Source organism: Dactylosporangium siamense (assembly GCF_016862795.1).
Taxonomy (GTDB): domain Bacteria; phylum Actinomycetota; class Actinomycetes; order Mycobacteriales; family Micromonosporaceae; genus Dactylosporangium; species Dactylosporangium siamense.
Genome location: NZ_BONQ01000055.1, coordinates 1 through 25,193 on the forward strand (window position 1 = coordinate 1; position 25,193 = coordinate 25,193).

Sequence of the window (25,193 nt, forward strand, 5' to 3'; positions counted from 1 at the left end):
GCCGCCGGCATCTGGTAGGTGAACGTGACGGCCACCGACAGGCCCGCCGGGGTCGTGACGATCAGGTTCTTCGCGCCGACCGTGCCGGCCGGGCTGACCGCGGTGATCTGGGTGGCGGAGTCGACGTTGAACGACGTCGCGGCGACGCCGCCGAACGTGACCGCCGTGGCGCCGGTGAGGTTCGTGCCGGTGATGACCACGGAACTGCCGCCGAGCGTGCTGCCGCTGTTCGGCGACAGCGAGGACACCACCGGCGCGGGCACCGCGTACGTGAACGGTGTCGCGGTCGAGGCGCCGCCGGGAGTGGTGACGACGACGTTCTTCGCGCCCGCCGTGCCGGCCGGGCTGACCGCGGTGATCTGGGTGGCGCTGTCCACGGTGTACGACGTCGCGGCGACACCGCCGAACGTCACGGCGGAGGCTCCGGTCAACCCGGTGCCGGTGATGACCACCGACGTGCCGCCGGCGGTGCTGCCGGTGCTCGGCGACAGCGCCGACACGACCGGTTGGGGTGCGTAGGTGAACTGCGGTCCCCCGCTGGACGGGCCGCACAGCGCGGTGGTGACGACGACCGCCACGGCGCCGGCGGCGTGCTCCGGCGCGGTGGCGGTGATCTGGGTGGCGCTGACGACGACGACCGAGGTGGCGGCGGCGCCGCCGAACGTCACAGTGGTCGCGCCGGTGAAGTCGGTGCCGGTGATGGTGACCGTCGTGCCCGCGGCGCCGGCGGTCGGGCTCACCGCCGTCACGACGGGCACCTCGGCGGCCTGCACGAGACGCGCGGCGCCGGTCTCCGCCTGGGCCGGTGCCACGGCTACCGCCGATGACAGTACGAACAGGCCGGCGGCGAGAACGCCTGCCCAGACCCGGTACAAAGCGGACATGGTTCCCCCGAACACCGGCTGCTGATATCACCAGCAAGCTAGTCGAAAATGCGCATATTTATCGCGAATCGACAATCCTGCCACCGGGGAAGCAGCTCCGGCCCGGGTCGAAAGTCTGGACGACGCAAAGCGCCGTCGCAGTGAACGGCCCGGGCGAGACGTTGGCCGAGACCGTCGCGGCGAGCCTGGAACGGCTCGCCGAGCAGCTCGGCACCGGGCAGGACGCCGGTGACTCCTACGGCGTCCTGCTCAGCCTGTACCGCGCCGACGTCCCGGACCTGCCGGAGGACACAAAGGACTGAACGCAACCGGTTACGCGACTGCCCGTTGCCGGGTGCCGCCGACGCGAAACGCGCTCAGGCGGAGTCCGGCGCGTACTGCTGCACGCCCATCGCGATCGCCGCGGCGATGTCCTCGTCACTGGTGCCCCAGGCCGCCTGGATCACCGCGCCCCAGGCGTGGCACGCGCCGATCGCGAACTCCTTCACCTCGGGCAGGCTCTCCCACGTCGCCGGGTCCAGGTCGGCGCCGTGCAGGTGCCGGTCCAGGCCGAACAGCGCGATGTCCCAGCCGCCGCCGATGCCGATCGTGCCGCCGGGCCCGTACTGGCGCACCATCTCGTCGATGAACCCGGCCGGCGAGGAGTGCTCCAGCTCCAGCACGGTGCCGTCGTCGCCGTCGGGCGTGAGGCGCAGCTCGACCTCGGTGTCCACGCCCCCGCCGAAGGACCAGGTCACCTGCAGCAGGCGCGGCTGCTCGCAGCGCACGATCTCGCCACCGGCGTTGTCCTTGATCTGGAACCGGCCGCCCAGGCGCAGGTCGCCGTCGACCTGGCCCAGCCAGCGGGCCAGCCGTGAGGGGTCGGTGCAGGCATCCCACACGTCCTCGATCGTGGCGGGGTACCTGCGGCGCAACAGCACCGAACGGCCCTCGCCCGAAGCGACCGGGTGGTTGCCGATCGCGCGGTGCGCGGCGTTGATCTGGTTGACGATGTCGGTCACGATCTGGGCCCTTCTGGAGGAGTCGGTGGTGTGCGCCTGCCCCGGGCGAGCTCGGTGCCCAGCGCGTCCAGCCGCTGCGACCAGAACCCGCGGAACCGCTCGAGCCAGGCGTCGACCTCTTGCAGCGGCGCGGCGTCCACGGCATACAGGCGGCGGGTGCCGTCGGCGCGCACGGTCGCGAATCCGGACTCCCGCAGCACCTTCAGGTGTTGTGACACCGCCGGCTGGGAGATCCCGAACTCCGCCCGCACGGCGTCACTGACCGCGCCGGCGGGCTGTTCCCCGTCGGCGAGCAGCTCCAGGATCCGGCGCCGCACCGGGTCGCCGAGCACGTCGAACGCATGCACGGCACGACAATGTCACCCCTGGCTTATATAAGTCAAGGCTGAACTATGGTGAGCCCGGCCGGACCGTCGTGGACGGTGACCGCTCCATCGGCCGAGATGCTCACGTCGAGCTCGCCGCCGCCGACCCGCAGGCCCCGCACCCGGTAGGCGCCGACCGGCGACGGGCTGAGCGGGGCGAGCCGCAGGAGGCCGGCGGGCATGTCGACGTCCAGGCCGAGCAGCGCGGTCAGCACCGCCGGGCCGGCCGCCGCGGCCCACGCCTGCGGCCGGCAGGACGCCGGGTAGGGTGCCGGGCCGTCGTCGCCGCCGAAGAGCTCCGGCAGCCGGAAGTCGAACCGTGCGGCGGCGTCCAGCACCGCCCGGATCACCACGGCCGCATCCTGCCGGTGTCCGTCGCGGACCAGGCCGAGCAGGGCGATCGCGGTGTCGTGCGGCCAGACCGAGCCGAGGTGGTAGGACAGGAAGTTGTACCCGGCTGAGGACGGCGCGATGGTCCGGATGCCGAACGGTGACCGCAGCCCGGCGAGGTGCCCGGCGACCCGGGCGCTCTCCCCCGGCGTGAGCAGGCCGGTGCCGAGCAGGTGGCCGATGTTCGAGGTGATGCTGTCGACCTGTTCGCCGGCGCCGTCGAGCGCGACCGCGGGATAACCGCCGGGGCACCAGAACGCCGAGCGGAACCGCTCCGCGAGCCCCCGCGCCCAGTCGCGCCACCCGGCGGCCCCCGGGCGGCCGAACGCCTCCAGCAGCCAGGCGCCGTCCACGGCGGCGCGGTAGGCGTACCCCTGGACCTCACACAACGCCAAGGGCCCCTTCGCGATGCGACCGTCGGCGTGCTGGACGCCGTCGCCGGAGTCCTTCCAGCCGTGGTTGGCGAGGCCCTTCGCGCTGGACTGGTAGGCGATGAAGCCGTCGTGGCCGGCGAGCCAGGCCAGGGCCCGTTCGACGTGCGGCAGCAGCGGCTCGACCTCCGCGGCCGGCAGGCCCCAGCGGTACGCGTCGGCGGCGGTGCTGACGAACAGCGCGGTGGCGTCGACCGTGCCGTAGTAGACCGGCGGCAGCCAGTGGGCGGCGTCGACAGGGCGCACCTCGTGCAGGATCTTGCCGGGCTCCTCGTCGGTCTCCGGGTCGTGCCGGACGCCCTGCCGGCCCGCGAGCGCGCGCAGCGTCCCGGCGGCCACGGCCGTGCCGAGCGGCAGGGCCAGCCGGGCGGCCCAGAGCGAGTCGCGGCCGAACAGGGTGAGATACCAGGGGCTGCCCGCCGCGTAATAGACGTGCTCGCCGTCGGCGTGCCGCAGCGCGTCGAGGTCCTCCACGCCGGTGCGCACGAGGGCGTCGAGCCGGCGGTCGTCGGCGGTGACGCGCAGCCGGCTGGGCTCGGCGACCCGGGTGATCGGCGCGACGTCGGTGCGGGTGAAGCCCAGCAGCACGCTCCAGCTGTCCCGGGGCGCGACGGTGACCCGCCAGCGCAGCGCCCCGGCGGCGTCCGGCGCCGGGTCCGCCGTGACGGAGACCCGCATCCCGTCCCGCGCCGCGGCCGGGGTGCCGCCGAGGTCCACAGTGGACCCGGTATCCCTGCCGTCCTTCACCGCGCCCATGGTCGCGTAATCGGTTTCGCACGTCGCGGCGATCTCGACGGTGAGCGTCGCGTGGGACAGGTTGGTCAGGGTGAGGGTCTCGGTGCCGCCGCGCGGCCCGACCTCGCGGCGGCGATCGAGCGTGACGGTCGGGTCGGGCCCGTCGTCGCCGAGGGCGGGCAGCACCGCGGTGAACCGGGCCGAGGCCGCGCCCGTCCGGCGGACCTGGACCGGGACCGGTTCGGCGCCCTCGACGGTCACGATCAGCCTGGACAGCACCCGGCGGTCGTCGACGTAGAGACCGTCGGCACCGCCGCGGAGCTGGCCCGAACGGTCGGAGAGCCAGGTCGCCGGTGCGGCGACACACGTCACGTGCTCATGCAGGTAGGGCTGCGCCATGGGGTCCTCTTGACAAGCCGGTGGTGGGGTGAGACTGTCCGGACATCCATGTTGAACGTTCAAACCGGCAATCCGCAACACCTGATTTGAACGTTCAACACGACATTGGGAGGAAACCATGCACCCGCCGACCGTCGAGGACGTCGCACGGGCCGCCGGCGTGTCCCGGCAGACCGTGTCCAACGTGCTCAACGCGCCGCAGCGGGTGCGGCCCGAGACCCGGGCCCGGGTCGAGACGGCGATCGAGCAGCTCGGCTACCGGCCCAACCGGGTCGCGCAGTCCCTGCGGGCCGCCACCTCACGCATGATCGGCTACCGGATCGAGCCGATGCACCCGCACGCCCTGGGCAGCATCCACGACCGCTTCCTGCACGCCCTCGCCGAGGCCGGCCGGGCCGCCGACCGTCACCTGCTGCTGTTCACCGCCGACGACCCGCAGGACGAGGTCGCCAACGTGCAGGCCCTGCACCGGGCCGGCGCGATCGACGGGGTGGTGCTCTACGGCATCCAGTCCGGCGACCCGCGACCGCCGGGGCTGCGCCAGCTGCGCATCCCGTTCGCCGCGTTCGGCCGGACCGGCGCCGACGCCGAGCACCCGTGGGTCGACATCGACAACGCCGCCGGCACGGCCGCCGCGGTCGAGCACCTCGTCACCGGTGGCCACCGGCGCATCGCGTTCGTCGGCTACCCGCAGGGCGCGGCGGTCGGCGACCGGCGCGCCGACGGCTGGCGCACCGCCCTGGACCAGCACGGCCTGCTCGACGGCTCGCACCACCTCGACCTGCGCGGCGAGGACTCCCTCGCCACCGGGTCGCGGCTGGCGGAGGTGCTGCTGGACCACCCCACCCCACCCACCGCCGTCGTCGCCGCCACCGACACGCTCGCCGCGGGCGTGCTGCGCACCGTGCGGCAACGGCACGCCCGGCTCGCCGTCGTCGGCTTCGACGACACCCCGACCGCCGGCGCCCTCGACCTGTCCAGCGTGCGGCAGCCGATCGAGGCCGTCGGCCACGCGATGATCCGCGCCCTGCTCGGCCCCGTCCCGGGCGAGACGCCCGGCGAGCCGACCGGGCAACTGCTGGCACCCGAGCTGATCGTCCGGGCCTCCAGCGCCCCGCATTGAGTGTTTCTCCGACCCCCCTGGGAGCGACCGCCATGATCCGACCATCCCGCCTGCTGACCATCCTGCTGTCCACCGTGCTGCTCACCGCCGCCTGCGGCGACGACGGCGGCGGCGGCACCGAGGGCAACGCCACCGGCGCCAAGCTCACGATGTTCGCGTTCTCCTCCTCCCCCGCCGAGGACGCCGTGCTGCGCAAGGCCGTCGACGACTACAACAAGCAGGGCCGCAACACCGTCGACCTGAAGGTTCTGCCCGAATACGACACGGCACTGACCACCGCGCTGTCCGGCGGCGAACCACCGGACGTCTTCTACGTCAACGACAACAAGCTGCCCGACTTCGGCAAGAACGGCGTCCTCGAGCCGATCGGCGACAAGGTCGACAACCCCGGCGACTTCTACGACACGCTCAAGCAGTCCTTCACCTACAAGGGCACCTACTACTGCGCGCCGAAGGACTTCTCGACGCTGCAGCTGGTCTACAACACCGCCGACTTCACCGCCGCCGGCCTCACCCCGCCGACGACCTGGGACGAGCTGACCGCGGCCGCGAAGGCACTGACCAAGCCGGGGCACCCGGGTCTCGTCCTCGGGCCGGAGTTCTACCGCTGGGGCGTGTTCATGGCGCAGGCCGGCGCCTGGCCGACGAACGACGACGTCACCAAGATGACGATGGACACCGCGGAGATGCGCACCGCCCTGCAGTACGTGACCGACAACCACAAGGCCGGCTGGTTCGGCACCCCGGCGGCGGTCGGCGCGGGCTGGGGCGGCGAGGCGTTCGGCAAGGCGCTCACCTCCATGACGATCGAGGGCAACTGGATCGTCGGGGCGATGAAGAACGACTTCCCGAACACGAAGTACGCCGTCGCCGAACTCCCCGCCGGCCCCAAGGGCAAGGGCACCATGTCGTACTCGGTCTGCTACGGCGTGGCCAAGGCGGCCAAGAACAAGGCCGCCGCGCTCGACTTCGTCAAGTTCCTCACCTCGCCCGACGAGCAGTACACCGTCACCAAGGAGTTCCCGGTCATGCCGTCGCGCAAGTCCCTCGCGGACAAGTGGCTGGCCGACAAGCCGGAGCTCAAGGCGTTCGTCGCCGGCGGCGACTACGCGAAGAAGTCCGTGTTCGTGCCCGGCTTCAGCACCGCGATCGACACGTTCAACGACGGGATCCAGGGCCTCGCCAAGGGCAACAAGCAGGTCGGCGACGTCATCACCAGCACGCAGAAAGCCGGGACCGACATCCTCGGCTGATCCTCTCGACCGGGGCCGCCGCCGTCCCCCCGCGGTGGCGGCCCCTCCCCCTGGGAGTCCCGCATGTCACGCATCCACGGCCGGCAGGGACTGGCCGGCTGGCTCTTCATGTCCCCCGCGATCATCGGACTCGGCGTGTTCATGGTCGCGCCGATCGCCCTCGCCCTGTGGGTCAGCTTCCGCGACTGGAGCGGGCTCACCCCGCTCGGCGCCTCCGAACCCGCCGGCGCCGCCAACTACGCCGATCTGCTGACCGACTCCAGCGTCGTGCGCGGTGACTTCGCCAAGAGCCTGCGCAACAACCTGTACTACGTGCTCGGCGTGGTGCCCGCGCAGACGTTCCTGGCGTTCCTGCTCGCGCTGGTCGTCAACGCCCGGCTGCTCAAGGGCCGCACGTTCTTCCGCACCGCGTTCTACTTCCCGTCGGTGACCAGCTCGATCGCGGTCGCGTTCATCTTCATCTTCCTGTTCAGCCCGACCGGCGTGGTCAACACCGTGCTGTCGGCGGTGCTGCCCGGCAAGGTCGACCTGGTCTGGCTCGACGACTCCGACGGGCTGCTGCACCTGCTGCTGCGCGCGGTCGGTGTCGACGCCGCACCGGGCGCGCTGCGCGGCGAGTTCATGGACCTGTCGTGGTGGGACTGGCTGTCCGGGCCCAGCGTCGCGCTCAGCTCCGTCATGATCCTCGCCACCTGGACCACCACCGGCACGTTCATGCTGATGTTCCTCGCCGGACTGCAGAACGTCCCCGAGGAGCTCGAGGAGGCCGCGTCCATCGACGGCGCCTCGCCCCGGCAGCGGTTCTTCCGCATCACCCTGCCACTGCTCAAGCCGACGCTGTTCCTGGTGCTGACCCTCGGCATCATCGGCACCTGGCAGGTCTTCGACCAGGTCTACGCGATGACGTCGGGCGGGCCGCAGAAGACCACGCTCACCCCGGCGTACCTCATCTACCGCGAAGGCTTCCAGAACAGTGCGATGGGCCGCGCCGCCGCCATCGCGTTCGTCGTGCTCGTCATCATCCTGGTCTTCACCGGCGTGCAGCGCCTCGTGCTGCGGAAGGAGCGCTGACGTGGTGTTCAGAAGGGCGCTGCGCTACGGCCTGCTCATCGCCTTCGCCGTCGTGTTCATCTACCCGTTCCTGCTGTCACTGGGCACGTCGTTCAAGTCCCGGCCCGAGGTCGCGACGAGCTCGGTGTCCCCGTGGCCGCGCTCATTCGACCTGCGCGCGTGGACCGACGTCCTCGTGCACAGCGACTTTCCACTGTGGACGTTCAACTCGATCGTCGTGACGGTCGCCGCGACCCTCGGCCGGGTCTTCATCGACTCGCTCGCCGGCTACGCCCTGGCCCGCCTCAACTTCCGCGGCCGGGGCGTCCTCTTCGCCGGGATCATCTCCGTGCTCGCGGTGCCGCCGATCGTGCTGACCGTGCCACGGTTCCTGGTGCTCAAGGAGCTGAGCCTGCTCAACTCCTACACCGGCCTGATCCTGCCGCTCGCGGTCGACGCGATGGGCATCTTCCTGATGCGGCAGTTCTTCGTCGAGCTGCCCCGCGAGCTGGAGGAGGCGGCCCGCATCGACGGCGCCTCGATCTTCCAGGCCTACTGGCACGTCGTGCTGCCCCTGGCCCGGCCCGCGCTGCTGACCCTGACGATCCTGTCGTTCCAGGGCGTGTGGAACGAATTCCTGATGCCGCTCATCGTGGTGCGGGCCAGTCCCTCGCACTGGACGCTCCCCTTTGGACTGTCCACGTTGGGCCGTGGCGGGGCGGGCGGGCAGAGCTTCGACTATCCGGTGATGATGGCCGGTTCCATCCTGACCATCATCCCGGTGGCGATCGTGTTCGTCATTTTCCAGCGGTACTTCGTCCGCAGCGTCGCCAGCAGCGGCGTGAAGGGCTGAACCGGTGCTACAGCAGGCTCAGCACCGCGGTGACGGGATCGACGTCGGCGGGCAACGCCGGCCCGATCGCACAACAGGTCGCGGTGCCCGACGCGACCTGGGTCCGGCCGGCGTCGCGGATGACCTGCACCGGCAGGCCCGCGTCGCCGGCCCGGGCGCACAGGTCGGCGAGGTCCGCCTCCCCGCCGACCTTCAGCACCACCTTCGGCTGGCCGGCGCTCAACCAGTCGCCGAACACCGCACCGTGCGGCCCGGCGAGCACCGCCGCGACCGCCGCGTGCGCGACCTGTGCCGCGATCTTGCCCTTGCCCATGCCGAGGTCGGTGCGCACGACCAGGACCATCTTCGGTTCGCTGTTCACGACCCCGGATGCTATCGCGGGTGACCCGCGCACGGCCCGGACGACCGTGCGCGGGTCGCACGTCACGACGTGCGGGCGCCGCGCAGGAAGCCGGCGTCGAGGAACTTGAAGTTGGTGTTCTCCCGGTCACCGGCCGCCGGCGTGTTCTCACCGTCGTGCACGACCAGCAGCCCGCCGGGGAAGCCGGGCAGGGCGGTGGCGGTCACGGCCGCGCCGTCGCAGGCCTGGGATCCGTCGGCGCGGGCGCCGTCGACGACCGCGAACCGGCCGGTCGGGCGCAGCGTCAGCCGGTCGTAGGTGTAGAACGTGTCGTCGCCCTGGCTGGACACCAGCAGCGTGCCGGTCAGCGGGCCGGTGCGTAGGATGGTGAGCCCCTCGACGTCCGCGGCGATGCGGCCGCCGTAGCCCGGGTCGGCGGCGTAGTCCACGACGCAGTCGTCCTCGGCCTCGTCGAAGCGGGCCGGGACGCCGAACTCGCGGGTGCGTTCCACCGACTGCGGGGCACCGCGGAAGCGGCCGCCCCACACCGCGACCCGCCACAGGCCGACGGTCTCCTGCGCCAGGTACGCCACCCGGGTCGCCGGGTCCACGACGGTGCCCTCGACCTGCGGCCCGTCGCCGGGGTCGGCGCACGGTGACCACGCCGAGCCGTCCGGCAGCCGGAACGTCGAGGGCAGGGTCAGCCGGTCGACCCGCTGGTAGGTCACCGCGGAGCCCTTCGCGACGAGCTTGAACAGCCCGACGTCGCTGGTGCTGCGGCGACTGACGACCGCATACGGGGTGCCGTCGAAGTCCCGGTAGGTGCCCAGCCCGTAGGCGGTGCGCTGCTCGTTGACCTCGGCCTGCCCGGTGCTGAACGCGAACGGGACGTCGGGTGCGGTCACGTCGGTGAGCGTCCCGGTCGCCGGGTCGATGCGGTAGAAGCGCAGCTGGTCGCGGCCGCGGTCGGTGACGACGGCCAGGTCGACGGTCCGGCCGCCGAGCCGGAAGTCCTGCACCAGGTCGACGTTGTTGAACCGGCCGGACTCGTCGTCCTCGCCGGGCGCCGGCGGGGTCGCGATCGCCTGCCGTTCGCGGCCCGCGAGGTCGTAGACGCGCAGGCCGCCGTTCTTGGCGGTGGCGATGACCCGGCTGGCGCCGCGGTCACGCTCGTTGACCCAGATCGCGGGGTCGTCGGCGTTGGCGTCGCCGCCGGCCTCGTCGTCGTACAGGGCCGGTGTCTCCACGCGTGGGGTCACGGTCCGCAGTCCCGGCGTGGCCTGGACGGCCGGTGCGGCCTGCGCGGCCGCGGGAATGAGCAACAATGGCACGGCCACGGCCGTGAGCGTCAAGAGTCGTCGCATCGACCGAAACTATGGTGCGCCGCCGTCGCGCAGGCGAACGCCGATGAAACACCGGCGTTCGCCTGTGCCGATGGTTCAGTCGGTCGGCGGGTCGGCGAGGGGCCAGCCGCCGGCGGCGAGACGGGCGGACACGCGGGCGACGTCCTCGGCCGAGGCCGGTTGCAGCACCGCGTCGTTGATCATCGCCTCGATGTCGGTGGTGCTGATCGGGTCGGCGGTGCGCTGCGACTCGTCCGCGAGGTCCTGAGCGATCTTGTGGATCTCGGTGTCGGTCAGTTTGCGGCGCAGCAGCCCGAGCAGCGCCACGTAGTCCTGGCGGGGCACGCCGGACGGGTAGCCGGCCCGCAGCCACTCCACGGTGCGGGTCAGGAAGTTCGAGCGGAGCTCACCCACGGCGGTCCTCACTTGTCCACGATGGTCGGGTACACGTGCTCGAAGCTGATCGCCTTGCCGAAGCCCGACGCGACGATGAAGGTGATGCCCAGGGCCACGCCGAACAGCACGATGGCGAAGCAGGCGTAGCCGGCGACGGTGCCGATGGGGTGTGCCCGCGGTCCGGAGGCGCCCGCCTGGTGCTCCTCGGCGTCACCGCCGGCGCCGTAGGCGAGGGACCTCACGCCGAGGGCGAACAGGGCCGGCAGGCCGGCGCCCAGGATGAGCCCCGCCAGCAGGACCTTCCAGGCGGCCTCGAGCGCGAATCCAAGGTTGTGCTGCATCTCGCCCGGTCCTCTCAGCGATCCGCGTCGGCGAGCTCGCGCCGGGCGTCCCAGTCGTCATTGACGTTGTTGTGGTCGACCGGCTGCCGGCGCGACCGCAGGTACATGTATGCGGCAGCGGCGATCAGCAGCAGGAAGATGGCGATCGCGCCGGCGAGACCGCCGATCGCGTGGCCGATCCACCACATGATCGCGCCGACGATCGCCGCCGCCGGCAGCGTGGTCAGCCATGCGGCGACCATGCGCCCGGCCACCGCCCAGCGCACCAGCGCGCCCGGCCGGCCCACGCCGCTGCCGAGGATCGAGCCGGTCGCGACGTGCGTGGTGGACAGCGCGAAGCCCAGGTGGCTCGAGGTCAGGATCACCGCCGCCGACGCCGACTCGGCCGCCAGGCCCTGCGGCGGGGAGATCTCCACGAGGCCCTTGCCCAGGGTCCTGATGATCCGCCAGCCACCGAGGTAGGTGCCCGCCGCGATCGTCACGGCGCACGCGGCCTTCACCCAGAACGGGATGTTCTTGGTGTCGGTCCAGTCGCCGGTCGCGATCAGGGCCAGCGTGATCACGCCCATGGTCTTCTGCGCGTCGTTGGTGCCGTGCGCGAGCGACACCAGCGACGCGCTGCCGATCTGCCCCCACCGGAACCCGTTGTCGGTGAACCGGCGGGCGACCCCGGTGGTGATCCGGTAGATCAGCCAGGTGCCGACCGCGGCGATGACACCGGCGATCACCGGCGACATGATCGCTGGCAGAATGACCTTGCCGATGACGCCGTCGAGCTTGCTGCCGTTGCCGTTCCAGTTGACGCCGGCCCAGCCGAGTCCGGCGATCGAGGCGCCGATGAGCCCGCCGAACAGCGCGTGCGACGAGCTGGACGGCAGCCCGAGCAGCCAGGTCAGCAGGTTCCAGGTGATGCCGCCGACGAGGCCGGCCAGGATGATCAGCAACAGTGCTGATCCGCCGTCGGCGACCAGGTCCGGTTTCGGGGTGCCGTTGGAGTTCTGGATCTTCACGACGGCGTTGCTCACCGTCAGTGCGACCTCGACGGACAGGAAGGCACCCACCAGGTTCAGGATGCCCGACAGGAGCACGGCGACCTTCGGCCGCAGGGCGTGCGTGGCGATGGAGGTCGCCATGGCGTTGGCGGTGTCGTGGAACCCGTTCGTGAAGTCGAACCCGAGCGCCGTCACGATCACCAGGATGAGGACCACGGTTGTTTCGGTCACGTCTCGATCGTCACCCGGTCCACCGGCTCCGGCCAGCGGGGGGACCGTGCCAACACGCGAGTTCGCCGGACCGTCACGGCCCGGTCACCCGCCCGGCGGTCAGGGGCGCCGCAGGGCGTAACGCACGCGGGTCCAGCCGTCGTCGTGGCTGACGGCGAGCGCCTCGCTCAGCTGCCGGGCGATCCACAGGCCGCGGCCGCCGATGAGCAGCTCGGCCGGGGGCCGGTAGCCGACGAGCGGGTCGGCGGGGCCGGGACCGTCGTCGGCGATCTCGCACACCAGCGCCGGGTCGGCGGCCCAGACCCGCAGCTCCCGCCGGGTGCCGCCGTGCAGCACGGCGTTGGCGACGATCTCGCTGGTGACGAGCAGGAGCTCGTCGAGCCGGCCGGCGTCGGGCCAGCCGTGCTCGGCGGCGACCCGCCCGACCAGCCAGCGGGCGTCGGCGACGCTGTCGCCGAGCGTCGCGACGAGCGCCGGCGGGCCGTCGACCGGTGGCATCGGCTCGGGCACCGCGTCGAGGAACTCCGCCGGCGGGCGGTAGGCCGTGTTGCCGCCGGGTTCCGCCGCGGTCAGCGTCGGGTGGGTGCGGCGGGCGTCGGCGAGCACGGCGCCGGGCAGGACCCGGGTGTCGTAGGGGCAGACGATCCAGGCGGGCGCGTCGGCGAACACCGCGTTGACCACGGACTCGTAGCGGGTCCAGGTCGTGTGCCGGGCCGGCGGGCCGAAGCCGACCTCGCCGATGATGCGGACCGCCTCGTGTCCACGGCTGGTCGCGTCGGCCAGGAGCCGCCCCCAGCCCGCGATGGTGCGCGCCGGTCGCTGGTACCACTCGTCCCGGTCGATGAACTGCACCGCCGTCGCGGCCTGGCCGAGCGCGTCGCGCAGCAGTCCCGCGTTGTTGTGGGTGACGGCGGCCATGACCGCGTCGTCGCGCTGCAGCCCGTCGCGGACGAACGGCACGAGCACGTCGGTGAAGCGCGCGTCGGTGCCGTAGAAGAACGCGTCATGGGTCAGCTGGTCCTGCATCCCCATCAGCCTCCACCGGCGTCCCCGCCGACCCGTCCAGATCGACGAAGTCCGGGTCACGCAGGTCCACCGTACTCCCAACTCGGCCATCTGCGGCAAAGGGTGTATTGACCATTCCGCACCATTCGGACGGTTTTAGCGCGATTATGGCCTGGTGAGCGAGCATGCGGAGGCACCTGGCAGCGGTCACGTCGTGCACGTCGCCCGGCAGCCCATCTACGACCGCAACGGCGTCGTCGTCGCCGACGAGCTGCTGTTCCGGGCCCGGGCGACCTCGTCCGGCGCGGACCGCAGCGACTCCCACGCCACCGCCCGGGTGCTGGTCGCCGCGTTCACCGAGTTCGGGCTGCGCGACCTGTCCGGCGGGCGGGACTGCTTCGTCAACCTGACCCGCGACTTCCTCACCGGCCGGCTGCCGCTGCCGTTCGACGGCACCCAGGCCGTCCTCGAGGTCCTGGAGACGACCACCGTCGACGACGAGGTCATCGCCGGCGTCACCGCCCTCGTCGAGCACGGGTACACCATCGCGCTGGACGATTTTGTCCTCGGCGGCGGCCACGAACCGCTGCTCCCCCTCGCCAGCTACGTGAAGATCGACCTGCTGCACGCCTCGGAGCCCGAGGTCCGCGCCGCCGTCGCCGAGTGCCGCCGGCACGGCCACCTGCGGCTCGTCGCGGAGCGCCTGGAAACCCCCGACGCGCTCCGGCTCGCGTTCACCCTCGGCTTCGAGCTGTTCCAGGGCGACATCCTGGGCCGCCCGCACGTCAACTCGACCGTCACGCTCGCCCCGGCCCGGCTCACCCGGCTGCGGATGCTGCACGCGCTCAGCGCCGACGACGTCGACATGGACGAGGTCGTCGACCTCGTCGGCGGCGACGCGGCGCTGAGCCTGCGACTGCTGCGCGCCACCAACAACGCCGCGACCGGCCGCGCCCGGACCGTGTCGTCGATCCGGGACACCGTCGTCGCGCTCGGGCTCAACCGGATCCGGCAGTGGGTCACGCTGATGCTGGTCGCCGACCTCACCGAGGCCGACCCCGAACAGCTCAGCGGCGTGCTGGTCCGGGCCAGGTTCGCCCAGTTCCTCGCCGGCGCCGTGGGCCTGCCCGGCGACGTCGCCTACATCGGCGGGCTGCTGTCCGCGATCGCCGACCTCTTCGACGAGCCCGCCGACCGGATGCTGCAGGGCCTGCCCCTCGACGCGACCCTGGTCGACGCCCTGACCACCGGCCGCGGCCCGCTCGGCGACGTGCTGCGCACCGCCCGCGCGTACATGATGCCGTCGGCGGAGATGCCACCGGCCGGGACCCTGCCGGCGCAGACGTCCGTGGACACCGCGGACATGGCCATGGCCTACCTGTCGGCGATCCACTCGACGAACACCACCCTCGCCGAGCTCACCGCCGACGTGTAGCGTCCCCGCGATGACGGCTGCAGGAGTGGTACTGGTGACCGGCGCCTCGCGCGGTCTCGGCGCGTCGATCGCGCGGACCCTGGCCGCCGACGGCTGGGCCGTCGCCGTCAACTACCGGCACGGCGCGGACGCGGCCGGCGCGGTCGTCGACGGCATCCGCGCCGCCGGTGGCACCGCCGCGGCTTTCGAGGCCGACGTGACCGACGAGGCGTCGGTCGCCGCCCTCGCCGCCGCGGTGACCGACCGGCTCGGGCCGGTCACCGCGCTCGTCGCCAACGCCACCGGCCCGCAGCCGGAGGTCGCCGTCGAGGACCTCACCTGGGACGACCACCTCGGCCAGCTGCTGTTCTTCGTGAAGAGCCCGACGCTGCTGGTCCAGGCCGCGGTGCCGGCGATGCGGGCCGCCGGCACCGGCCGGGTCGTGCTGATCGGCTCCGACATGGTCGACCGGGCCCTGCCCGGCTGGTCGGCCTACGTGGCGGCCAAGGCGGCCCAGGTCGGCCTGGCCCGCACCTGGGCCCGCGAGCTCGGCCCGCACGGCGTCACCGTCAACGTCGTCGCCCCCGGCTGGGTCCCGGTCGAGCGGCACGCCGGCGTCGGCGAGGACGCCGTCGAGCAGTACGTCGCCGGGGTCCCGCTGGGCCGCGTCGGCCGCCCCGAGGACGTCGCCGCCGCGGTGCGCTGGCTGCTGTCGGACGCCGCGTCGTTCGTCACCGGCGAACGCGTCACCGTCAACGGCGGACACACCGCCGGCACGTCATGACCCGGTCAGCACCTCGCTGATCCTCGCGGCCGGCTTCGGGTCGGTCAGGATCGTGTAGTGGTTGCAGTCCGGGATCAGCTCGGCCCGCAGCGGGCTCTGCGCCGTCCACCGCTCGACCAGGGGCCGCGGCAGGATCCCGGGTTCCTGGCCGAACATGCCCCGCGGCGCGTACAGCAGGTCGGCGGGCAGCGTGAGCGCCTCCAGGTCCGCGCCGAACGTGGCGGCGTTGACGATCAGGTCCCGGCCGTCCGCTGCGACCGCGGCCGGGTCGACCCGGGAGCGGATCGCGCCCGGGTCGCCGGTGATGTCGTAGCGGGCGTACGCGTCGAGGTCGTCGTTCCAGGACGCGGCCATGGCCGGATGGTTGCGGAACAGCTCGACGTAGGCCTCCTCGGTCGGAAACGTCATCCGCAGCCGCAGGATCGCCGGGCCCAGGGTCGCCTCCAGGACCGCGTCGGGGTCGGCGCCGGCGGGAACCGGCAGCGGCAGGCCACCGTCGATGAGCACCAGGCGGGTGAACAGGTCGGGGAACCTGGTCGCCGCCCGCAGCGCCGCGTACGCGCCCATCGACTGCCCGGTCAGGACGACCGGACGGCCGACCTGCCGGGCGGTCGCGGCGAGGTCCTCGGCGTGGCGGTCCATGCCGAACGGGCCGGGCAGGGTGTTGCTGCGGCCGCGACCGCGCAGGTCCAGGGCGAGCAGCGTCCAGCCGGCCGGCAGGGCCCGGGCGACCGCCGCGAACGACATCGCCGAGGCGGTGATGCCGTGCGCGGCGAGCACGACCGGACCGCCGTCGCCGGGGACGGCCGGCCCGGACCGCAGGGCGTGCAGCGGGCCGTCCGGGGTGGGGATCTCGACGGTGTCCATGGTGCTCCGTTGGGTCGTGGGAATCAGGGGACGAGGGCGTTGCGGCGCACGTCGGACCACGTGCGGGTGTCCGTGCAGATGCCGCAGGACGGACCGTAGAACTCGGCGCGGGCCGCGGTGTCGCCCATCAGCTGGAAGCGGAACCAGGCGGTGGTCGGCGCCGCGAACGGGCCCGGGTCACCGACGACCGTGAAGTGGTCGGCGCCCCTGACCTCAGCGTAGATCGCCGGGATGTGGGTCGCGTCGTTGTAGAACGCCTTCACCAGGAACGGAAAGACGATGCTGTCGTGCTGCCCGGCCAGCAGCAGCGCCGGCACGTGCACGTCGTCGATGTCGGCCAGGGGGCCGGGCTGGATCGGCAGGATCGCGTCGATGCGCGGGTCGGCGCCGACGACGATCGCGGCGGCGCCGCCCTGCGAGTGCCCGGACGCGCCGATGTGCGCCAGGTCGACCTTGCCCCGGAAGATGCTGCCCGGGTCGGCGTCGGCTGCGGCGAGGGCGTCGATGCCGAGCCGCATCGAGATGCCGAGGTTGGAGGCGGGGGTGTTGGCGGCCGAGACGATGAAGCCGTGGCTGGCCCAGTACAGCAGCAGGTCCCGGTAGACCAGCGGCGCGGCGCCGGTGCCGTTGCCCCACACGATCACCGGGTGGCGGCGCGGGCTCGAGGCGATGTCACGCGGGTAGTACAGGGTGTTGACCGCGCCGATCTGCACGGCGGTGGCGTAGGGACCGGGGGCGTCCCAGGGGTCCGCGGCCGCGGCGGGCGTCGCGGGGACCAGGATCGCCGCCGCCACGCACACGGCGGCGGCGAGGCGGAAACGGTGAGACATGGTGCCTCCTCGTTGCTTTGGGGGTCCTTGCATCGTCGGGGTTCACCCGTGCCGGTGTCTGTGCGCATCTGCGGCAATGATTGACGCGCCGGTTTGGGCAATGTGACGATGCCCGGATGCCGGACCTGCATGATCGGATGGCGTCCCGGCTCGACCGGCTGACCACCGAGATCGTCACCGGATGTGCCGCCGACGTGCCCTTCTACCGTGGCCTGCCGGCCGCGGCGCTGGACGGTCCGGTCCGCGACTCGGTGAGCGCCGTGTTGGGCCTCCTGCTGAGGATGCTGCGCGACCCCGGCCCGCTGCGCCCCACGGACCTGACCTGGGTGGTGGAGCTGTCCGCCCGCCGGGCCCGCGACCATCTGCCCCTGGAGGCGGCGCTCGCGGCGTACCTCATCGGCGCCAGGGCGTGGTGGCGCACGGTCACCGGGGTCGCCGACCCCGACGAGCTCGCCGTGGCCGGGGCCCGCCTGCTCGACGGCCTGGCGGTGGTGATGCCCGCCGTCGTCGTCGCCCACCTCCAGGCGCAGGAGGACCTGCACAGCGAGTCCGCCCGGTCCCGGCGGGAGCTGCACGCCGCGCTCCTGCACGGCGGCCCGTTCCAGACCCTGGCGCAGGACGCCCGGCTCGAGGTCGGCCGCCGGCACACGGTGCTCGTCGCGCGCTTCTCACCGCGCCCGCCGGACCGGCTCGTCCAGGTGGCGCTCGACGCGCACGCCGGCACCCCGGTCCTTGTCGACCACGTCGACGGCGTCGCCCTGCTCCCGGACGGCGTCGACGCCGACGCGCTCGTCGCGAGCCTGCACGAGGCCCTCCAGACCACGGTCCTGGCGGGGATCGCCGAGGCCGCCACACCCGCCGCGATCCCGGCCGCCGCCGCGGAGGCCCGCGAGGTCCTCGACCTGGTCGGCCGCCTCGGGCGCGGATCCGGCCTGTACCGCTTCGACGACGTCCTCGTGGAATACCAGCTCGCCCGTCCCGGGCCGGGCCTGCACCGGCTCGCCGCGAAGCTCGACCCGCTGGGCGGGCACCCGTATCTGCTGGAGACGCTGCGCAGCTTCGTGCGGCACGGCCACAACCGCCGCCAGGCCGCCCTGGAGCTGCACATCCACCGCAACACCCTGGACTACCGGCTGCACCGCATCGCCACGATGACCGGCCTCGATCCGGCCGTGCCCGCCGACGCCCGGGTGCTTGCGGCCGCGCTCACCGCCACGGAACTGCGCTGAGGGTCCTCAGGGGCGCGGCGCGGCGTTGGCGACCGCGATGCTCTCCATGGCACGCAGGACCCGCTCGCCGTCCGTCGGTGACAGGTAGTCGGCGTCGAGCTGGATCGTGAGCCGCATGGTGCCGGGCGCGTCGTCGACGTGCACGAAGAGCGGCTCGACCGCCGGCGCGTCCTGCTTCGACAGCCAGCGCAGCCCGGCCGGCGCGGGATCGGGCTCGGCGGCGTCCAGGTCCTGCTCCCGGTTGGGGCCGCGGCGGTCGTTGTAGAAGCAGCCGATGTCGACGGCGACCCGCTCCCGCAGCTCGCCGACGTCGTCCGGATCGAAGTACGCGTACTTGTACGCGGACAAAGTCAGCCGCCCGGTCCGCTCCAGCAGCTCGTCGAACGGGGTGCCGGCGACGTGCACCATGAGCAGCCCGGCCTGGACCAGGGTGCACACGACGTCGGACAGCCCGGCGCGGAAGCGGTTGCTGACCGTCGGGCGGATCGCCACCGGGTCGATGCCGCTGACCTGGGCGATGGCCGCGACGTACAGCGTGGTCAGCACCGTGGACGAGTCGACACCGGTGCGCCGCACGATGGCGCGCACCGCGCGGTGCAGGTCCGGTGAGGTGAACTCGCCCTGCCAGAACCGCGGCGAGGTGCGGGCGACCGGCTCGGGGAACCGCCGGGGCCCGAGCGCGCGCAGGATGCCCTCCCAGTACCGCAACGCGGCCGCGTTGTGCCGTCGGCCGGCCGGGGACCGCTGCCATCCGGCCTGGTCCAGGGGCTGCTGCCCGGTCAGCGGGGACGTGTCACGGGACGACACGCCGGCGAGCATGGCGGCGGCGCCGGTGGCGTCGAGGGCGAAGTGGCTCAGCAGCGCCACCAGGTGGGTCAGCCGGCCGCCGCCGCGGATCGCCGCCATGCGGATCGGCCACTCCGCGGTGAAGTCCAGGGCGGTGTCGCGATACCGGTCGTGCACCTCACCCGCGACCGCTGCGGGGTCGCGGTCACCGGCGTCGATCACCTCCAGCGTGATCTCGCCGACGCCGGCGACCACCTGGGTCGGACGTTCCCCGCCGGCCAGCCGCAGCCTGGTGCGCAGCGACGGGAACCGGCTGAGCAGGTAGCGCAGCTCGTCGGCGACCCCCTCCACGGTGCTGTCCGGCGGGAGCGGCTGCACTCCGCCCAGCGGCAGCCAGGTCTGCTGCCGCTTGATGGCGAGCCAGTTCTCCGTCTGCCCCCACGACAGAGGTCCCTCACCGGCGCCGTCGCCCTCGAACCGCACCACGACCCGCTCCGGTGCCTCCATGCGCCCGCCCGTCCCTGATTGCGCTGTTTCACGCATGAGTCACGCAAAACATCGACGACTTCTTGCCAGATTCGACGTTCAAGGTTGCAGATTTGTCAGTGGCCGTCAATGCCCCGCGATACGGTGGGCCGATGCTGACAACCCGGGTCGGTGGCCTGGCCGACGCACCCGCCACCGCCCGCCTGTGGACCGCCGCGAACATCGCCCGCCGGGCACACCTCGGCCTGCCACTCGGACCCGTCGCCGGCGCCCCGTCACCGCCCGTCGCCGAGGACCGCGTCCGCGACCGCCTGGCCACCCCGGGCACCGTCCTGATCCTCGCCCAGGACGACAGCGCGACGCCCGTGGACCCGGTCGCGATGGCTCTCGTCGTGCAGGCCCTCGACCAGGACGGCGCCGGCCCCGACCCGCTGCCCGGCGTCGCCCACGTGTCGATGGTCGCCGTTCACCCCGACCGCTGGGGCCAACACCTCGGCGGCCTCGTGATGCAACGCGCCCACACCGAGGCAGGCCACGCCGGCTACACCCGCGCCCAGCTGTGGACCCACGAGTCCAACCACCGCGCCCAGCGCCTCTACGAACGCCTCGGCTGGACCCCGTCCGGCCGCACCACCACCGACGACCACGGCGAACAGATCCGCCACTACACCCGGGACCTGTGATCCGCCCCTACGACGGGCGGCACGGTCGCCGGTCGGCGGCTGCTGAGCGATTCGACGGTCGTCACTACTTGACATGCCGGAGAGGCCGACGCAACACTTTGGCCATTGCTGAGAGCGCTCTCACCGCCATGACGGCGCCCGGCAGATGAGCAGAGAGAGCAGGTAGGCCATGAGAGCCATACCAAGAACGCTGTATCGCGTCCTGGTCATGACAACGTTGACAGCCCTGGCCGCGTTCGGGCTCACCATGACCACGGCGGACGCGGCCGTGGTCGGCAACCCCATCCTCGGACCCGGCGGGAAATGCGTCGACGTCGCCGGAGACGACACCGGGGTCAACGGCGCCGCCGTCCAGCTGTGGGACTGCCAGAGCGCCGCCGCCGACCAGCACTACACCTGGAACGGCACCGCGCTGACCGCCATCGGCCGCTGCCTCGACATCACCAGCGGCGGCACCGCCAACGGCGTCAAACTGCAGCTGTGGGACTGCAACGGCACCGGCGCCCAGCAATGGGCCGCACAGGCCGACGGCTCACTGCGCAACCCGCAGTCCGGCCGCTGCATGGACTCCCCCGGCGGCGCCACCGCCAACGGCACCCGCCTGCAGATCTGGGACTGCAACGGCTCCGGCGCGCAGAAGTTCGCGCTCCAGACGACCCAGCCGCCGACCGGCACCTGCCCGACCTACTCCGAGACCCCCGACTTCGGACCCAACGTCAAGATCTTCGACCACAACTCCAGTGACGCGACCATCCAGGCCGCACTGAACACCGTGTTCGAGGCCACGAAGTCGACGCAGACCGCACAGTTCCAGACCCGCCGCGACGCGCTGCTGTTCAAGCCGAGCGCGACCCCGTACAACGTCGGCGCCAACATCGGGTTCAACACCTCGATCTCCGGGCTCGGCCTCAACCCCGACGACACCCGGATCAACGGCGCCGTGACCGTCGACGCGTTCAACGCCAGCGACGCCGGCAACGCCACCCAGAACTTCTGGCGCTCCACCGAGAACCTGTCCGTCAACACGCTCGGCGGCACCAACCGGTGGGCCGTCGCGCAGGCCGCACCGTTCCGGCGCATGCACATCATCGGCGGGCTCAACCTGTTCCCCGCCAGCTACGGCTGGGCCAGCGGCGGCTACATCTCCGACTCGAAGATCGACGGCAACAGCGAGTCCGCGTCGCAGCAGCAGTGGTACACCAAGGACAGCCAGCTCGGCAGCTGGAGCGGCTCCAACTGGAACATGGTCTTCTCCGGCACCCCCGGCGCGCCGGCGACGAACTTCAACACCAACCCCGCGGCCGGCCCGCGCTACACGACCCTCGCCACCACGCCCGTCTCCCGCGACGTGCCGTACCTCTACATCGACGGCGCCGGCAAGTACCGCGTGTTCCTGCCGAACCTGCGCACCAACGCCTCCGGGCCCAGCTGGGCCGGCGGTTCCACGCCCGGCACCTCCGTGTCGATGAGCACCTTCTTCGTCGCCAAGCCCAGCGACTCCGCCGCCACCATCAACACCGCACTCGCCAACGGCTGCAACGTCTTCTTCACCCCCGGCGTGTACCACGTCAACCAGACGCTGCACGTCACCAAGGCGAACACGACCGTCCTCGGCATCGGGTACGCCACCATCATCCCGGACAACGGCGTCAACGCGATGGACGTCGCCGACGTCGACGGGGTCCGGATCAAGGGCCTGCTCTTCGACGCCGGCACCACCAACAGCGACACCCTGCTCAAGGTCGGCCTGTCCAAGACCGGCGTCTCGCACGCCGGCAACCCGACCACCATCCAGGACGTGTTCTTCCGCATCGGCGGCATGGTCGGCGGCAAGGCCACCAACAGCCTGGTCGTCAACACCAACAACACCATCGTCGACCACACCTGGGCATGGCGCGCCGACCACGGCAGCGGCGTCGGCTGGACCGTCAACACCGCCGACACCGGGCTCATCGTCAACGGCGACAACGTCCTGGCCACCGGCCTGTTCGTCGAGCACTACCAGAAGAACGAGGTCATCTGGAACGGTGCGAACGGTCGCATCATCTTCTTCCAGAACGAGATGCCCTACGACCCGCCGAACCAGGCCGCCTGGATGAACGGCTCGACCCAGGGCTACCCCGCCATCAAGGTCGCCTCCGGGGTCACCACCTTCGAGGCGTGGGGTCTGGGCAGCTACTGCTTCTTCAACGTCAACAACACCGTCGTCTCGGCCCGCGCGTTCGAGGTGCCCGCGGTCGCCGGCGTGAAGTTCCACAACATGGCCGTCGTCTCCCTCGGCGGCGTCGGCACCATCTCCCACGTCATCAACAACACCGGCGCCGCCGCCAACTCGACCACCAACAACGTGTACCTGCTCAACTTCCCGTAACCGATATCGCGGGGGCCGCTCCGGCGGCCCCCGCCCCGGTGGACGATGAAACATGCAACCGCGGGTCTCGGCTATGGAACGTCTCACCCCGTTGCACTGCAATGGATGCATGAACGAGATCCTGGTCCTCGGCGGCACCGGCAAGACCGGCCGCCGCATCGTGCACCGCCTCCACGCCGCCGGCATCCCGGTCCGGGTCGGCTCCCGGACCGCACCGATCCCCTTCGACTGGACCGACCGGGCCACCTGGGCCCCCGCGCTCAGCGGCATCGAAACCGTTTACGTGTCGTACTACCCGGACCTGGCCGTGCCGGGCGCACCCGACGACATCGGCGCGTTCACCACGGCCGCGGTGGACGCCGGCGTGTCCCGGCTGGTCCTGCTGTCCGGCCGCGGCGAGGACGAGGCCGCGACCTGCGAACGCGTCGTGCAGGGCGCCGGCATCGACTGGACGGTCCTGCGCTGCAGCTGGTTCAACCAGAACTTCAGCGAGGACTACCTCCTCGACGCCGTCCTCGCCGGCGAGGTCGCCCTGCCCGTCGCCGACGTGCCGGAGCCGTTCGTGGACGCCGACGACATCGCCGACGTCGCCGTGGCCGCACTGACCCAGGACGGGCACGCCGGGCAGGTGTACGAGCTCACCGGGCCCCGCCTGCTCACCTTCGCCGACGCGGTCGCCGAGATCGCCGCCGCGACCGGCCGGCCCGTCACGTTCGTCCAGGTCCCACCGCAGGACTACGCCGCCGCGCTGCCACCCGAGGTCGCGGAGCTGCTCATGTACCTGTTCACCACGGTCCTGGACGGCCGCAACGCCCACCTGACCGGCGACCTGCGGCGGGTGCTGGGCCGGGAGCCCCGCGACTTCGCCGAGTACGCGAAGGCGACCGCCGACGTCTGGTAAATCGCTGGCGCGACCGGCCCGGCCGGGTGTTGCATGCCGCCATGATCATTGTCACCGGCGCATCCGGCGCCCTCGGCCGGCTCGTCGTCGAGCAGCTGCTGACCCGCTTCCCGGACCGGCCGGTCGGGGCCGCCGTCCGCGACCCCGGCCGGTGCGCCGACCTGGCCGCCCGCGGCGTCGACGTCCGCCACGGCGACTACGACGATCCCGCCACGCTGCGCACCGCGTTGCGGGGCGCGGACCGGCTGCTGCTCATCTCCTCCCCCACCCTGGATCCGGACATCAGGACCCGCCAGCATCTCGCGGTGATCGAGGCGGCCGTTGCGTGCGGGGTGCGGGCCGTCGCGTACACCAGCTTCCTGGGCGCCGACCAGCCCGGCGCGGCGCAGGGCCCGAACGCCGCCCACCACGCGACCGAACGCGCGATCGTCGACAGTGGACTGTCCGGCACGATGCTGCGGAACCCGTTCTACACCGACGCGTTCGTCAACGCCGGTCTCCGCGACGCGGTCACCTCGGGCACCCTGACCAGCAGCACCGGCGGTCGCGGGCTGAACACCGCACTGCGGTCCGACCTTGCCGCAGCGGCCGCCAATGTCCTGACCGACGACGCCCACCTCGGCCACGGCTACGACCTGACCGGTCCCCTGTGGACGTATCCGCAACTGGCCGCGGAGCTCACCTCGGTCAGCGGCCGGCCCGTCGCGTCCGTCGACGCCGCGGTGGACACCCCACTGGGGTTCCTGATGAACCTGGCCAGGGCCGGCCTGCTCGAACGGCAGACCACGGACCTGGAGCGCGTCCTCGGCCGGCCGCCGACCACGCTCCGGCAGGCGGTGACCGCCGCCCTCGCCTGATTTCGGGCCTGCGGTGCGGGCCACACCGCGTAGGGCATCCTAGGACACTAGGCTCTAGAGCTCGACGGCTACCCAGCGCGGCGCCGGCCACCATCGGCGGGTGGATCAACTCCTGGCCACCCGCCGCCGCCGGGTGGCCGCCGCGTCAGCCGGAGCCGGGCCGCCGGTGCAGCAGCAGCTCGGAGGCGACCGGGCGGAACCCGGCGGCCTGGAACGCGCGGATGCTGCGGGCGTTGCCGGCCGCCTGCTGTGACCAGATCGGCTCCCCCGCCGGGACGAGGTGGCGGGCGGCGGTGGCCAGGGCCCGGCCGAGCCCACGGTGGCGCACCGCCTCGTCGACCTCGATCGCGGTCTCCCAGCGGCCCGCCACCCCACGGCCGAGCAGGACGATCCCGCCGTCGGTGGTCCACACCCGCACGTCGTCGCGACGGTCCAGGGCCCGGCGGACGCGGGGATGCGCCGGGTCGGTGAGCTCCCGCAGCCGCACCGGCGGGTCGCCGGGCAGCGACGGCGCCACGGTCAGCAGGTCGATCGTGTCGGTGCCCCGGCTGGTGCGGTCGAGCAGCGCGGACAGGAACCGCGGGTGCATGGCGGCGGCGAGCGGGTCGCAGTCGACCACGGCGAGGGCCGAGCGCACCCACTGCGGATCCTCGTCGGTGAACACCACCGAGTGGGCGGTGAACGCGACCACCCCCGCGTCCCGCGGTCCCGGCTGCGCGACGACGGTCACGCCGCCGTCGGCGGGCGGGAACCGCCCCGCTGCCGCCGCGTCGAGGAACTGTGCGAGGGTCGCCGCCATCCGGCCACCCTACGGCGAACTTCTCAGGACCCCCGCCGCACCGCCGATGAAGCG

26 protein-coding genes are annotated in these 25,193 nt (G+C 72.4%); 12 read left to right on the top strand and 14 right to left on the bottom strand.

Translation table 11 applies throughout. The features are described 5' to 3' along the window. Positions 1–884: IPT/TIG domain-containing protein (locus Dsi01nite_RS18540; RefSeq protein WP_203847437.1), on the bottom strand; the 884-nt coding region annotated here is incomplete at its 3' end. Between the two features lie 140 nt (positions 885–1,024). Here Dsi01nite_RS18540 and Dsi01nite_RS18545 point away from each other — a divergent pair. Continuing rightward, positions 1,025–1,186, top strand: a complete 162-nt coding sequence (locus tag Dsi01nite_RS18545) for a hypothetical protein (protein WP_203847438.1) — start codon at positions 1,025–1,027, stop codon at positions 1,184–1,186. Between the two features lie 54 nt (positions 1,187–1,240). On the opposite strand, the gene Dsi01nite_RS18550 is transcribed toward Dsi01nite_RS18545, so the two are convergent. Genes Dsi01nite_RS18550 through Dsi01nite_RS18560 form a run of 3 tightly spaced genes read right to left on the bottom strand, consistent with a single transcriptional unit; the run spans position 1,241 to position 4,205 of the window. Continuing rightward, positions 1,241–1,885: an SRPBCC family protein gene (locus Dsi01nite_RS18550; protein WP_203847439.1), complete on the bottom strand. Its 645-nt coding sequence runs from the start codon at positions 1,883–1,885 to the stop codon at positions 1,241–1,243. Further along, positions 1,882–2,232: an ArsR/SmtB family transcription factor gene (locus Dsi01nite_RS18555; protein ID WP_203847440.1), complete on the bottom strand. Its 351-nt coding sequence runs from the start codon at positions 2,230–2,232 to the stop codon at positions 1,882–1,884. The genes Dsi01nite_RS18550 and Dsi01nite_RS18555 overlap by 4 nt, the downstream gene beginning before the upstream one ends. 32 nt (positions 2,233–2,264) lie before the next feature. After that, complete coding sequence (locus tag Dsi01nite_RS18560) at positions 2,265–4,205, bottom strand: glycogen debranching N-terminal domain-containing protein (protein WP_203847441.1); 1,941 nt, start codon at positions 4,203–4,205, stop codon at positions 2,265–2,267. A 118-nt stretch (positions 4,206–4,323) separates the two neighbouring features. Here Dsi01nite_RS18560 and Dsi01nite_RS18565 point away from each other — a divergent pair, with 118 nt between their 5' ends. The 4 genes from Dsi01nite_RS18565 to Dsi01nite_RS18580 all read left to right on the top strand — a co-directional run bounded on the left by Dsi01nite_RS18565 (position 4,324) and on the right by Dsi01nite_RS18580 (position 8,484). Continuing rightward, positions 4,324–5,328, top strand: a complete 1,005-nt coding sequence (locus Dsi01nite_RS18565) for a LacI family DNA-binding transcriptional regulator (protein ID WP_203847442.1) — start codon at positions 4,324–4,326, stop codon at positions 5,326–5,328. Positions 5,329–5,360: 32 nt separating this feature from the next. Continuing rightward, the gene (locus Dsi01nite_RS18570; protein WP_203847443.1) at positions 5,361–6,581 is read left to right on the top strand and encodes a sugar ABC transporter substrate-binding protein; all 1,221 of its coding nucleotides are present in this window, start codon (positions 5,361–5,363) and stop codon (positions 6,579–6,581) included. 63 nt (positions 6,582–6,644) lie between these two features. Continuing rightward, positions 6,645–7,652, top strand: coding sequence for a carbohydrate ABC transporter permease (locus tag Dsi01nite_RS18575; RefSeq protein ID WP_203847444.1), 1,008 nt, complete (start codon positions 6,645–6,647; stop codon positions 7,650–7,652). 1 nt (position 7,653) lies between these two features. Continuing rightward, complete coding sequence (locus tag Dsi01nite_RS18580) at positions 7,654–8,484, top strand: carbohydrate ABC transporter permease (RefSeq protein WP_203847445.1); 831 nt, start codon at positions 7,654–7,656, stop codon at positions 8,482–8,484. A 7-nt stretch (positions 8,485–8,491) separates the two neighbouring features. On the opposite strand, the gene pth2 is transcribed toward Dsi01nite_RS18580, so the two are convergent. The 6 genes from pth2 to Dsi01nite_RS18610 all read right to left on the bottom strand — a co-directional run bounded on the left by pth2 (position 8,492) and on the right by Dsi01nite_RS18610 (position 13,153). Then, positions 8,492–8,845 carry a peptidyl-tRNA hydrolase Pth2 gene (gene pth2, locus Dsi01nite_RS18585; protein ID WP_239135989.1) on the bottom strand — a complete coding sequence of 118 codons (354 nt, stop codon included), beginning with the start codon at positions 8,843–8,845 and terminating at the stop codon, positions 8,492–8,494. 62 nt (positions 8,846–8,907) lie between these two features. Beyond that, on the bottom strand, positions 8,908–10,188 hold the full coding sequence (locus tag Dsi01nite_RS18590) for a phytase (protein WP_203847446.1): 1,281 nt from the start codon (positions 10,186–10,188) through the stop codon (positions 8,908–8,910). Positions 10,189–10,263: 75 nt separating this feature from the next. Next, positions 10,264–10,593: a DUF3349 domain-containing protein gene (locus Dsi01nite_RS18595; protein WP_239135990.1), complete on the bottom strand. Its 330-nt coding sequence runs from the start codon at positions 10,591–10,593 to the stop codon at positions 10,264–10,266. Further along, complete coding sequence (locus Dsi01nite_RS18600) at positions 10,590–10,904, bottom strand: hypothetical protein (protein ID WP_203847447.1); 315 nt, start codon at positions 10,902–10,904, stop codon at positions 10,590–10,592. The genes Dsi01nite_RS18595 and Dsi01nite_RS18600 overlap by 4 nt, the downstream gene beginning before the upstream one ends. Positions 10,905–10,918: 14 nt before the next feature. After that, positions 10,919–12,127 (bottom strand): inorganic phosphate transporter, encoded by a 1,209-nt coding sequence (locus Dsi01nite_RS18605; protein ID WP_203847448.1) that lies wholly within the window; start codon positions 12,125–12,127, stop codon positions 10,919–10,921. Between the two features lie 99 nt (positions 12,128–12,226). Beyond that, positions 12,227–13,153 (bottom strand): anti-sigma factor RsbA family regulatory protein, encoded by a 927-nt coding sequence (locus tag Dsi01nite_RS18610; protein WP_203847449.1) that lies wholly within the window; start codon positions 13,151–13,153, stop codon positions 12,227–12,229. Positions 13,154–13,307: 154 nt separating this feature from the next. Here Dsi01nite_RS18610 and Dsi01nite_RS18615 point away from each other — a divergent pair, with 154 nt between their 5' ends. Together Dsi01nite_RS18615 and Dsi01nite_RS18620 are read left to right on the top strand one after the other, a co-directional pair. Next, complete coding sequence (locus Dsi01nite_RS18615; protein ID WP_203847450.1) at positions 13,308–14,567, top strand: EAL and HDOD domain-containing protein; 1,260 nt, start codon at positions 13,308–13,310, stop codon at positions 14,565–14,567. A gap of 10 nt (positions 14,568–14,577) precedes the next feature. After that, entirely contained in the window at positions 14,578–15,330 is a 753-nt protein-coding gene (locus Dsi01nite_RS18620) for an SDR family oxidoreductase (RefSeq protein WP_203847451.1), read from the top strand. On the opposite strand, the gene Dsi01nite_RS18625 is transcribed toward Dsi01nite_RS18620, so the two are convergent. Then, positions 15,325–16,197 (bottom strand): alpha/beta fold hydrolase, encoded by an 873-nt coding sequence (locus tag Dsi01nite_RS18625; RefSeq protein ID WP_203847452.1) that lies wholly within the window; start codon positions 16,195–16,197, stop codon positions 15,325–15,327. The genes Dsi01nite_RS18620 and Dsi01nite_RS18625 overlap by 6 nt on opposite strands. Before the next feature lie 23 nt (positions 16,198–16,220). Continuing rightward, complete coding sequence (locus Dsi01nite_RS18630) at positions 16,221–17,027, bottom strand: alpha/beta hydrolase family protein (RefSeq protein ID WP_203847453.1); 807 nt, start codon at positions 17,025–17,027, stop codon at positions 16,221–16,223. A gap of 116 nt (positions 17,028–17,143) precedes the next feature. On the opposite strand from Dsi01nite_RS18630, the gene Dsi01nite_RS18635 reads away from it, so the two are divergent. Further along, entirely contained in the window at positions 17,144–18,256 is a 1,113-nt protein-coding gene (locus Dsi01nite_RS18635) for a PucR family transcriptional regulator (RefSeq protein WP_203847454.1), read from the top strand. A gap of 6 nt (positions 18,257–18,262) precedes the next feature. Here the strand turns inward: Dsi01nite_RS18635 and Dsi01nite_RS18640 are convergent, their stop codons facing one another. Next, positions 18,263–19,549, bottom strand: a complete 1,287-nt coding sequence (locus Dsi01nite_RS18640) for a condensation domain-containing protein (protein ID WP_203847455.1) — start codon at positions 19,547–19,549, stop codon at positions 18,263–18,265. A 131-nt stretch (positions 19,550–19,680) separates the two neighbouring features. Between Dsi01nite_RS18640 and Dsi01nite_RS18645 the strand changes: the two genes are divergently transcribed. The 4 genes from Dsi01nite_RS18645 to Dsi01nite_RS18660 all read left to right on the top strand — a co-directional run bounded on the left by Dsi01nite_RS18645 (position 19,681) and on the right by Dsi01nite_RS18660 (position 24,340). Beyond that, complete coding sequence (locus Dsi01nite_RS18645; RefSeq protein WP_203847456.1) at positions 19,681–20,211, top strand: GNAT family N-acetyltransferase; 531 nt, start codon at positions 19,681–19,683, stop codon at positions 20,209–20,211. A gap of 208 nt (positions 20,212–20,419) precedes the next feature. Beyond that, positions 20,420–22,582, top strand: coding sequence for a pectate lyase-like domain-containing protein (locus Dsi01nite_RS18650; protein WP_203847457.1), 2,163 nt, complete (start codon positions 20,420–20,422; stop codon positions 22,580–22,582). Between the two features lie 73 nt (positions 22,583–22,655). Next, complete coding sequence (locus tag Dsi01nite_RS18655) at positions 22,656–23,483, top strand: NmrA family NAD(P)-binding protein (protein WP_373318792.1); 828 nt, start codon at positions 22,656–22,658, stop codon at positions 23,481–23,483. Between the two features lie 41 nt (positions 23,484–23,524). After that, a complete protein-coding gene (locus tag Dsi01nite_RS18660) occupies positions 23,525–24,340 on the top strand; it encodes an NAD(P)H-binding protein (protein ID WP_203847459.1) in 816 nt (271 codons plus the stop codon). Between the two features lie 145 nt (positions 24,341–24,485). Here the strand turns inward: Dsi01nite_RS18660 and Dsi01nite_RS18665 are convergent, their stop codons facing one another. Continuing rightward, entirely contained in the window at positions 24,486–25,139 is a 654-nt protein-coding gene (locus Dsi01nite_RS18665) for a GNAT family N-acetyltransferase (RefSeq protein WP_203847460.1), read from the bottom strand. Positions 25,140–25,193: the final 54 nt, after the last annotated feature.

What these genes read in the sequence shown, in the direction of transcription:
- Dsi01nite_RS18590 (WP_203847446.1), bottom strand. Translation starts at nt 10,188, where the DNA reads ATGCGACGACTCTTGACGCTCACGGCCGTGGCCGTGCCATTGTTGCTC.
- Dsi01nite_RS18645 (WP_203847456.1), top strand. Translation starts at nt 19,681, where the DNA reads ATGCTGACAACCCGGGTCGGTGGCCTGGCCGACGCACCCGCCACCGCC.
- Dsi01nite_RS18660 (WP_203847459.1), top strand. Translation starts at nt 23,525, where the DNA reads ATGATCATTGTCACCGGCGCATCCGGCGCCCTCGGCCGGCTCGTCGTC.
- Dsi01nite_RS18655 (WP_373318792.1), top strand. Translation starts at nt 22,656, where the DNA reads ATGGAACGTCTCACCCCGTTGCACTGCAATGGATGCATGAACGAGATC.
- Dsi01nite_RS18640 (WP_203847455.1), bottom strand. Translation starts at nt 19,549, where the DNA reads ATGGAGGCACCGGAGCGGGTCGTGGTGCGGTTCGAGGGCGACGGCGCC.
- Dsi01nite_RS18635 (WP_203847454.1), top strand. Translation starts at nt 17,144, where the DNA reads ATGCCGGACCTGCATGATCGGATGGCGTCCCGGCTCGACCGGCTGACC.
- Dsi01nite_RS18650 (WP_203847457.1), top strand. Translation starts at nt 20,420, where the DNA reads ATGACAACGTTGACAGCCCTGGCCGCGTTCGGGCTCACCATGACCACG.
- Dsi01nite_RS18665 (WP_203847460.1), bottom strand. Translation starts at nt 25,139, where the DNA reads ATGGCGGCGACCCTCGCACAGTTCCTCGACGCGGCGGCAGCGGGGCGG.
- Dsi01nite_RS18575 (WP_203847444.1), top strand. Translation starts at nt 6,645, where the DNA reads ATGTCACGCATCCACGGCCGGCAGGGACTGGCCGGCTGGCTCTTCATG.
- Dsi01nite_RS18565 (WP_203847442.1), top strand. Translation starts at nt 4,324, where the DNA reads ATGCACCCGCCGACCGTCGAGGACGTCGCACGGGCCGCCGGCGTGTCC.
- Dsi01nite_RS18620 (WP_203847451.1), top strand. Translation starts at nt 14,578, where the DNA reads ATGACGGCTGCAGGAGTGGTACTGGTGACCGGCGCCTCGCGCGGTCTC.
- Dsi01nite_RS18625 (WP_203847452.1), bottom strand. Translation starts at nt 16,197, where the DNA reads ATGGACACCGTCGAGATCCCCACCCCGGACGGCCCGCTGCACGCCCTG.
- Dsi01nite_RS18560 (WP_203847441.1), bottom strand. Translation starts at nt 4,205, where the DNA reads ATGGCGCAGCCCTACCTGCATGAGCACGTGACGTGTGTCGCCGCACCG.
- Dsi01nite_RS18610 (WP_203847449.1), bottom strand. Translation starts at nt 13,153, where the DNA reads ATGCAGGACCAGCTGACCCATGACGCGTTCTTCTACGGCACCGACGCG.
- Dsi01nite_RS18570 (WP_203847443.1), top strand. Translation starts at nt 5,361, where the DNA reads ATGATCCGACCATCCCGCCTGCTGACCATCCTGCTGTCCACCGTGCTG.
- Dsi01nite_RS18630 (WP_203847453.1), bottom strand. Translation starts at nt 17,027, where the DNA reads ATGTCTCACCGTTTCCGCCTCGCCGCCGCCGTGTGCGTGGCGGCGGCG.
- Dsi01nite_RS18600 (WP_203847447.1), bottom strand. Translation starts at nt 10,904, where the DNA reads ATGCAGCACAACCTTGGATTCGCGCTCGAGGCCGCCTGGAAGGTCCTG.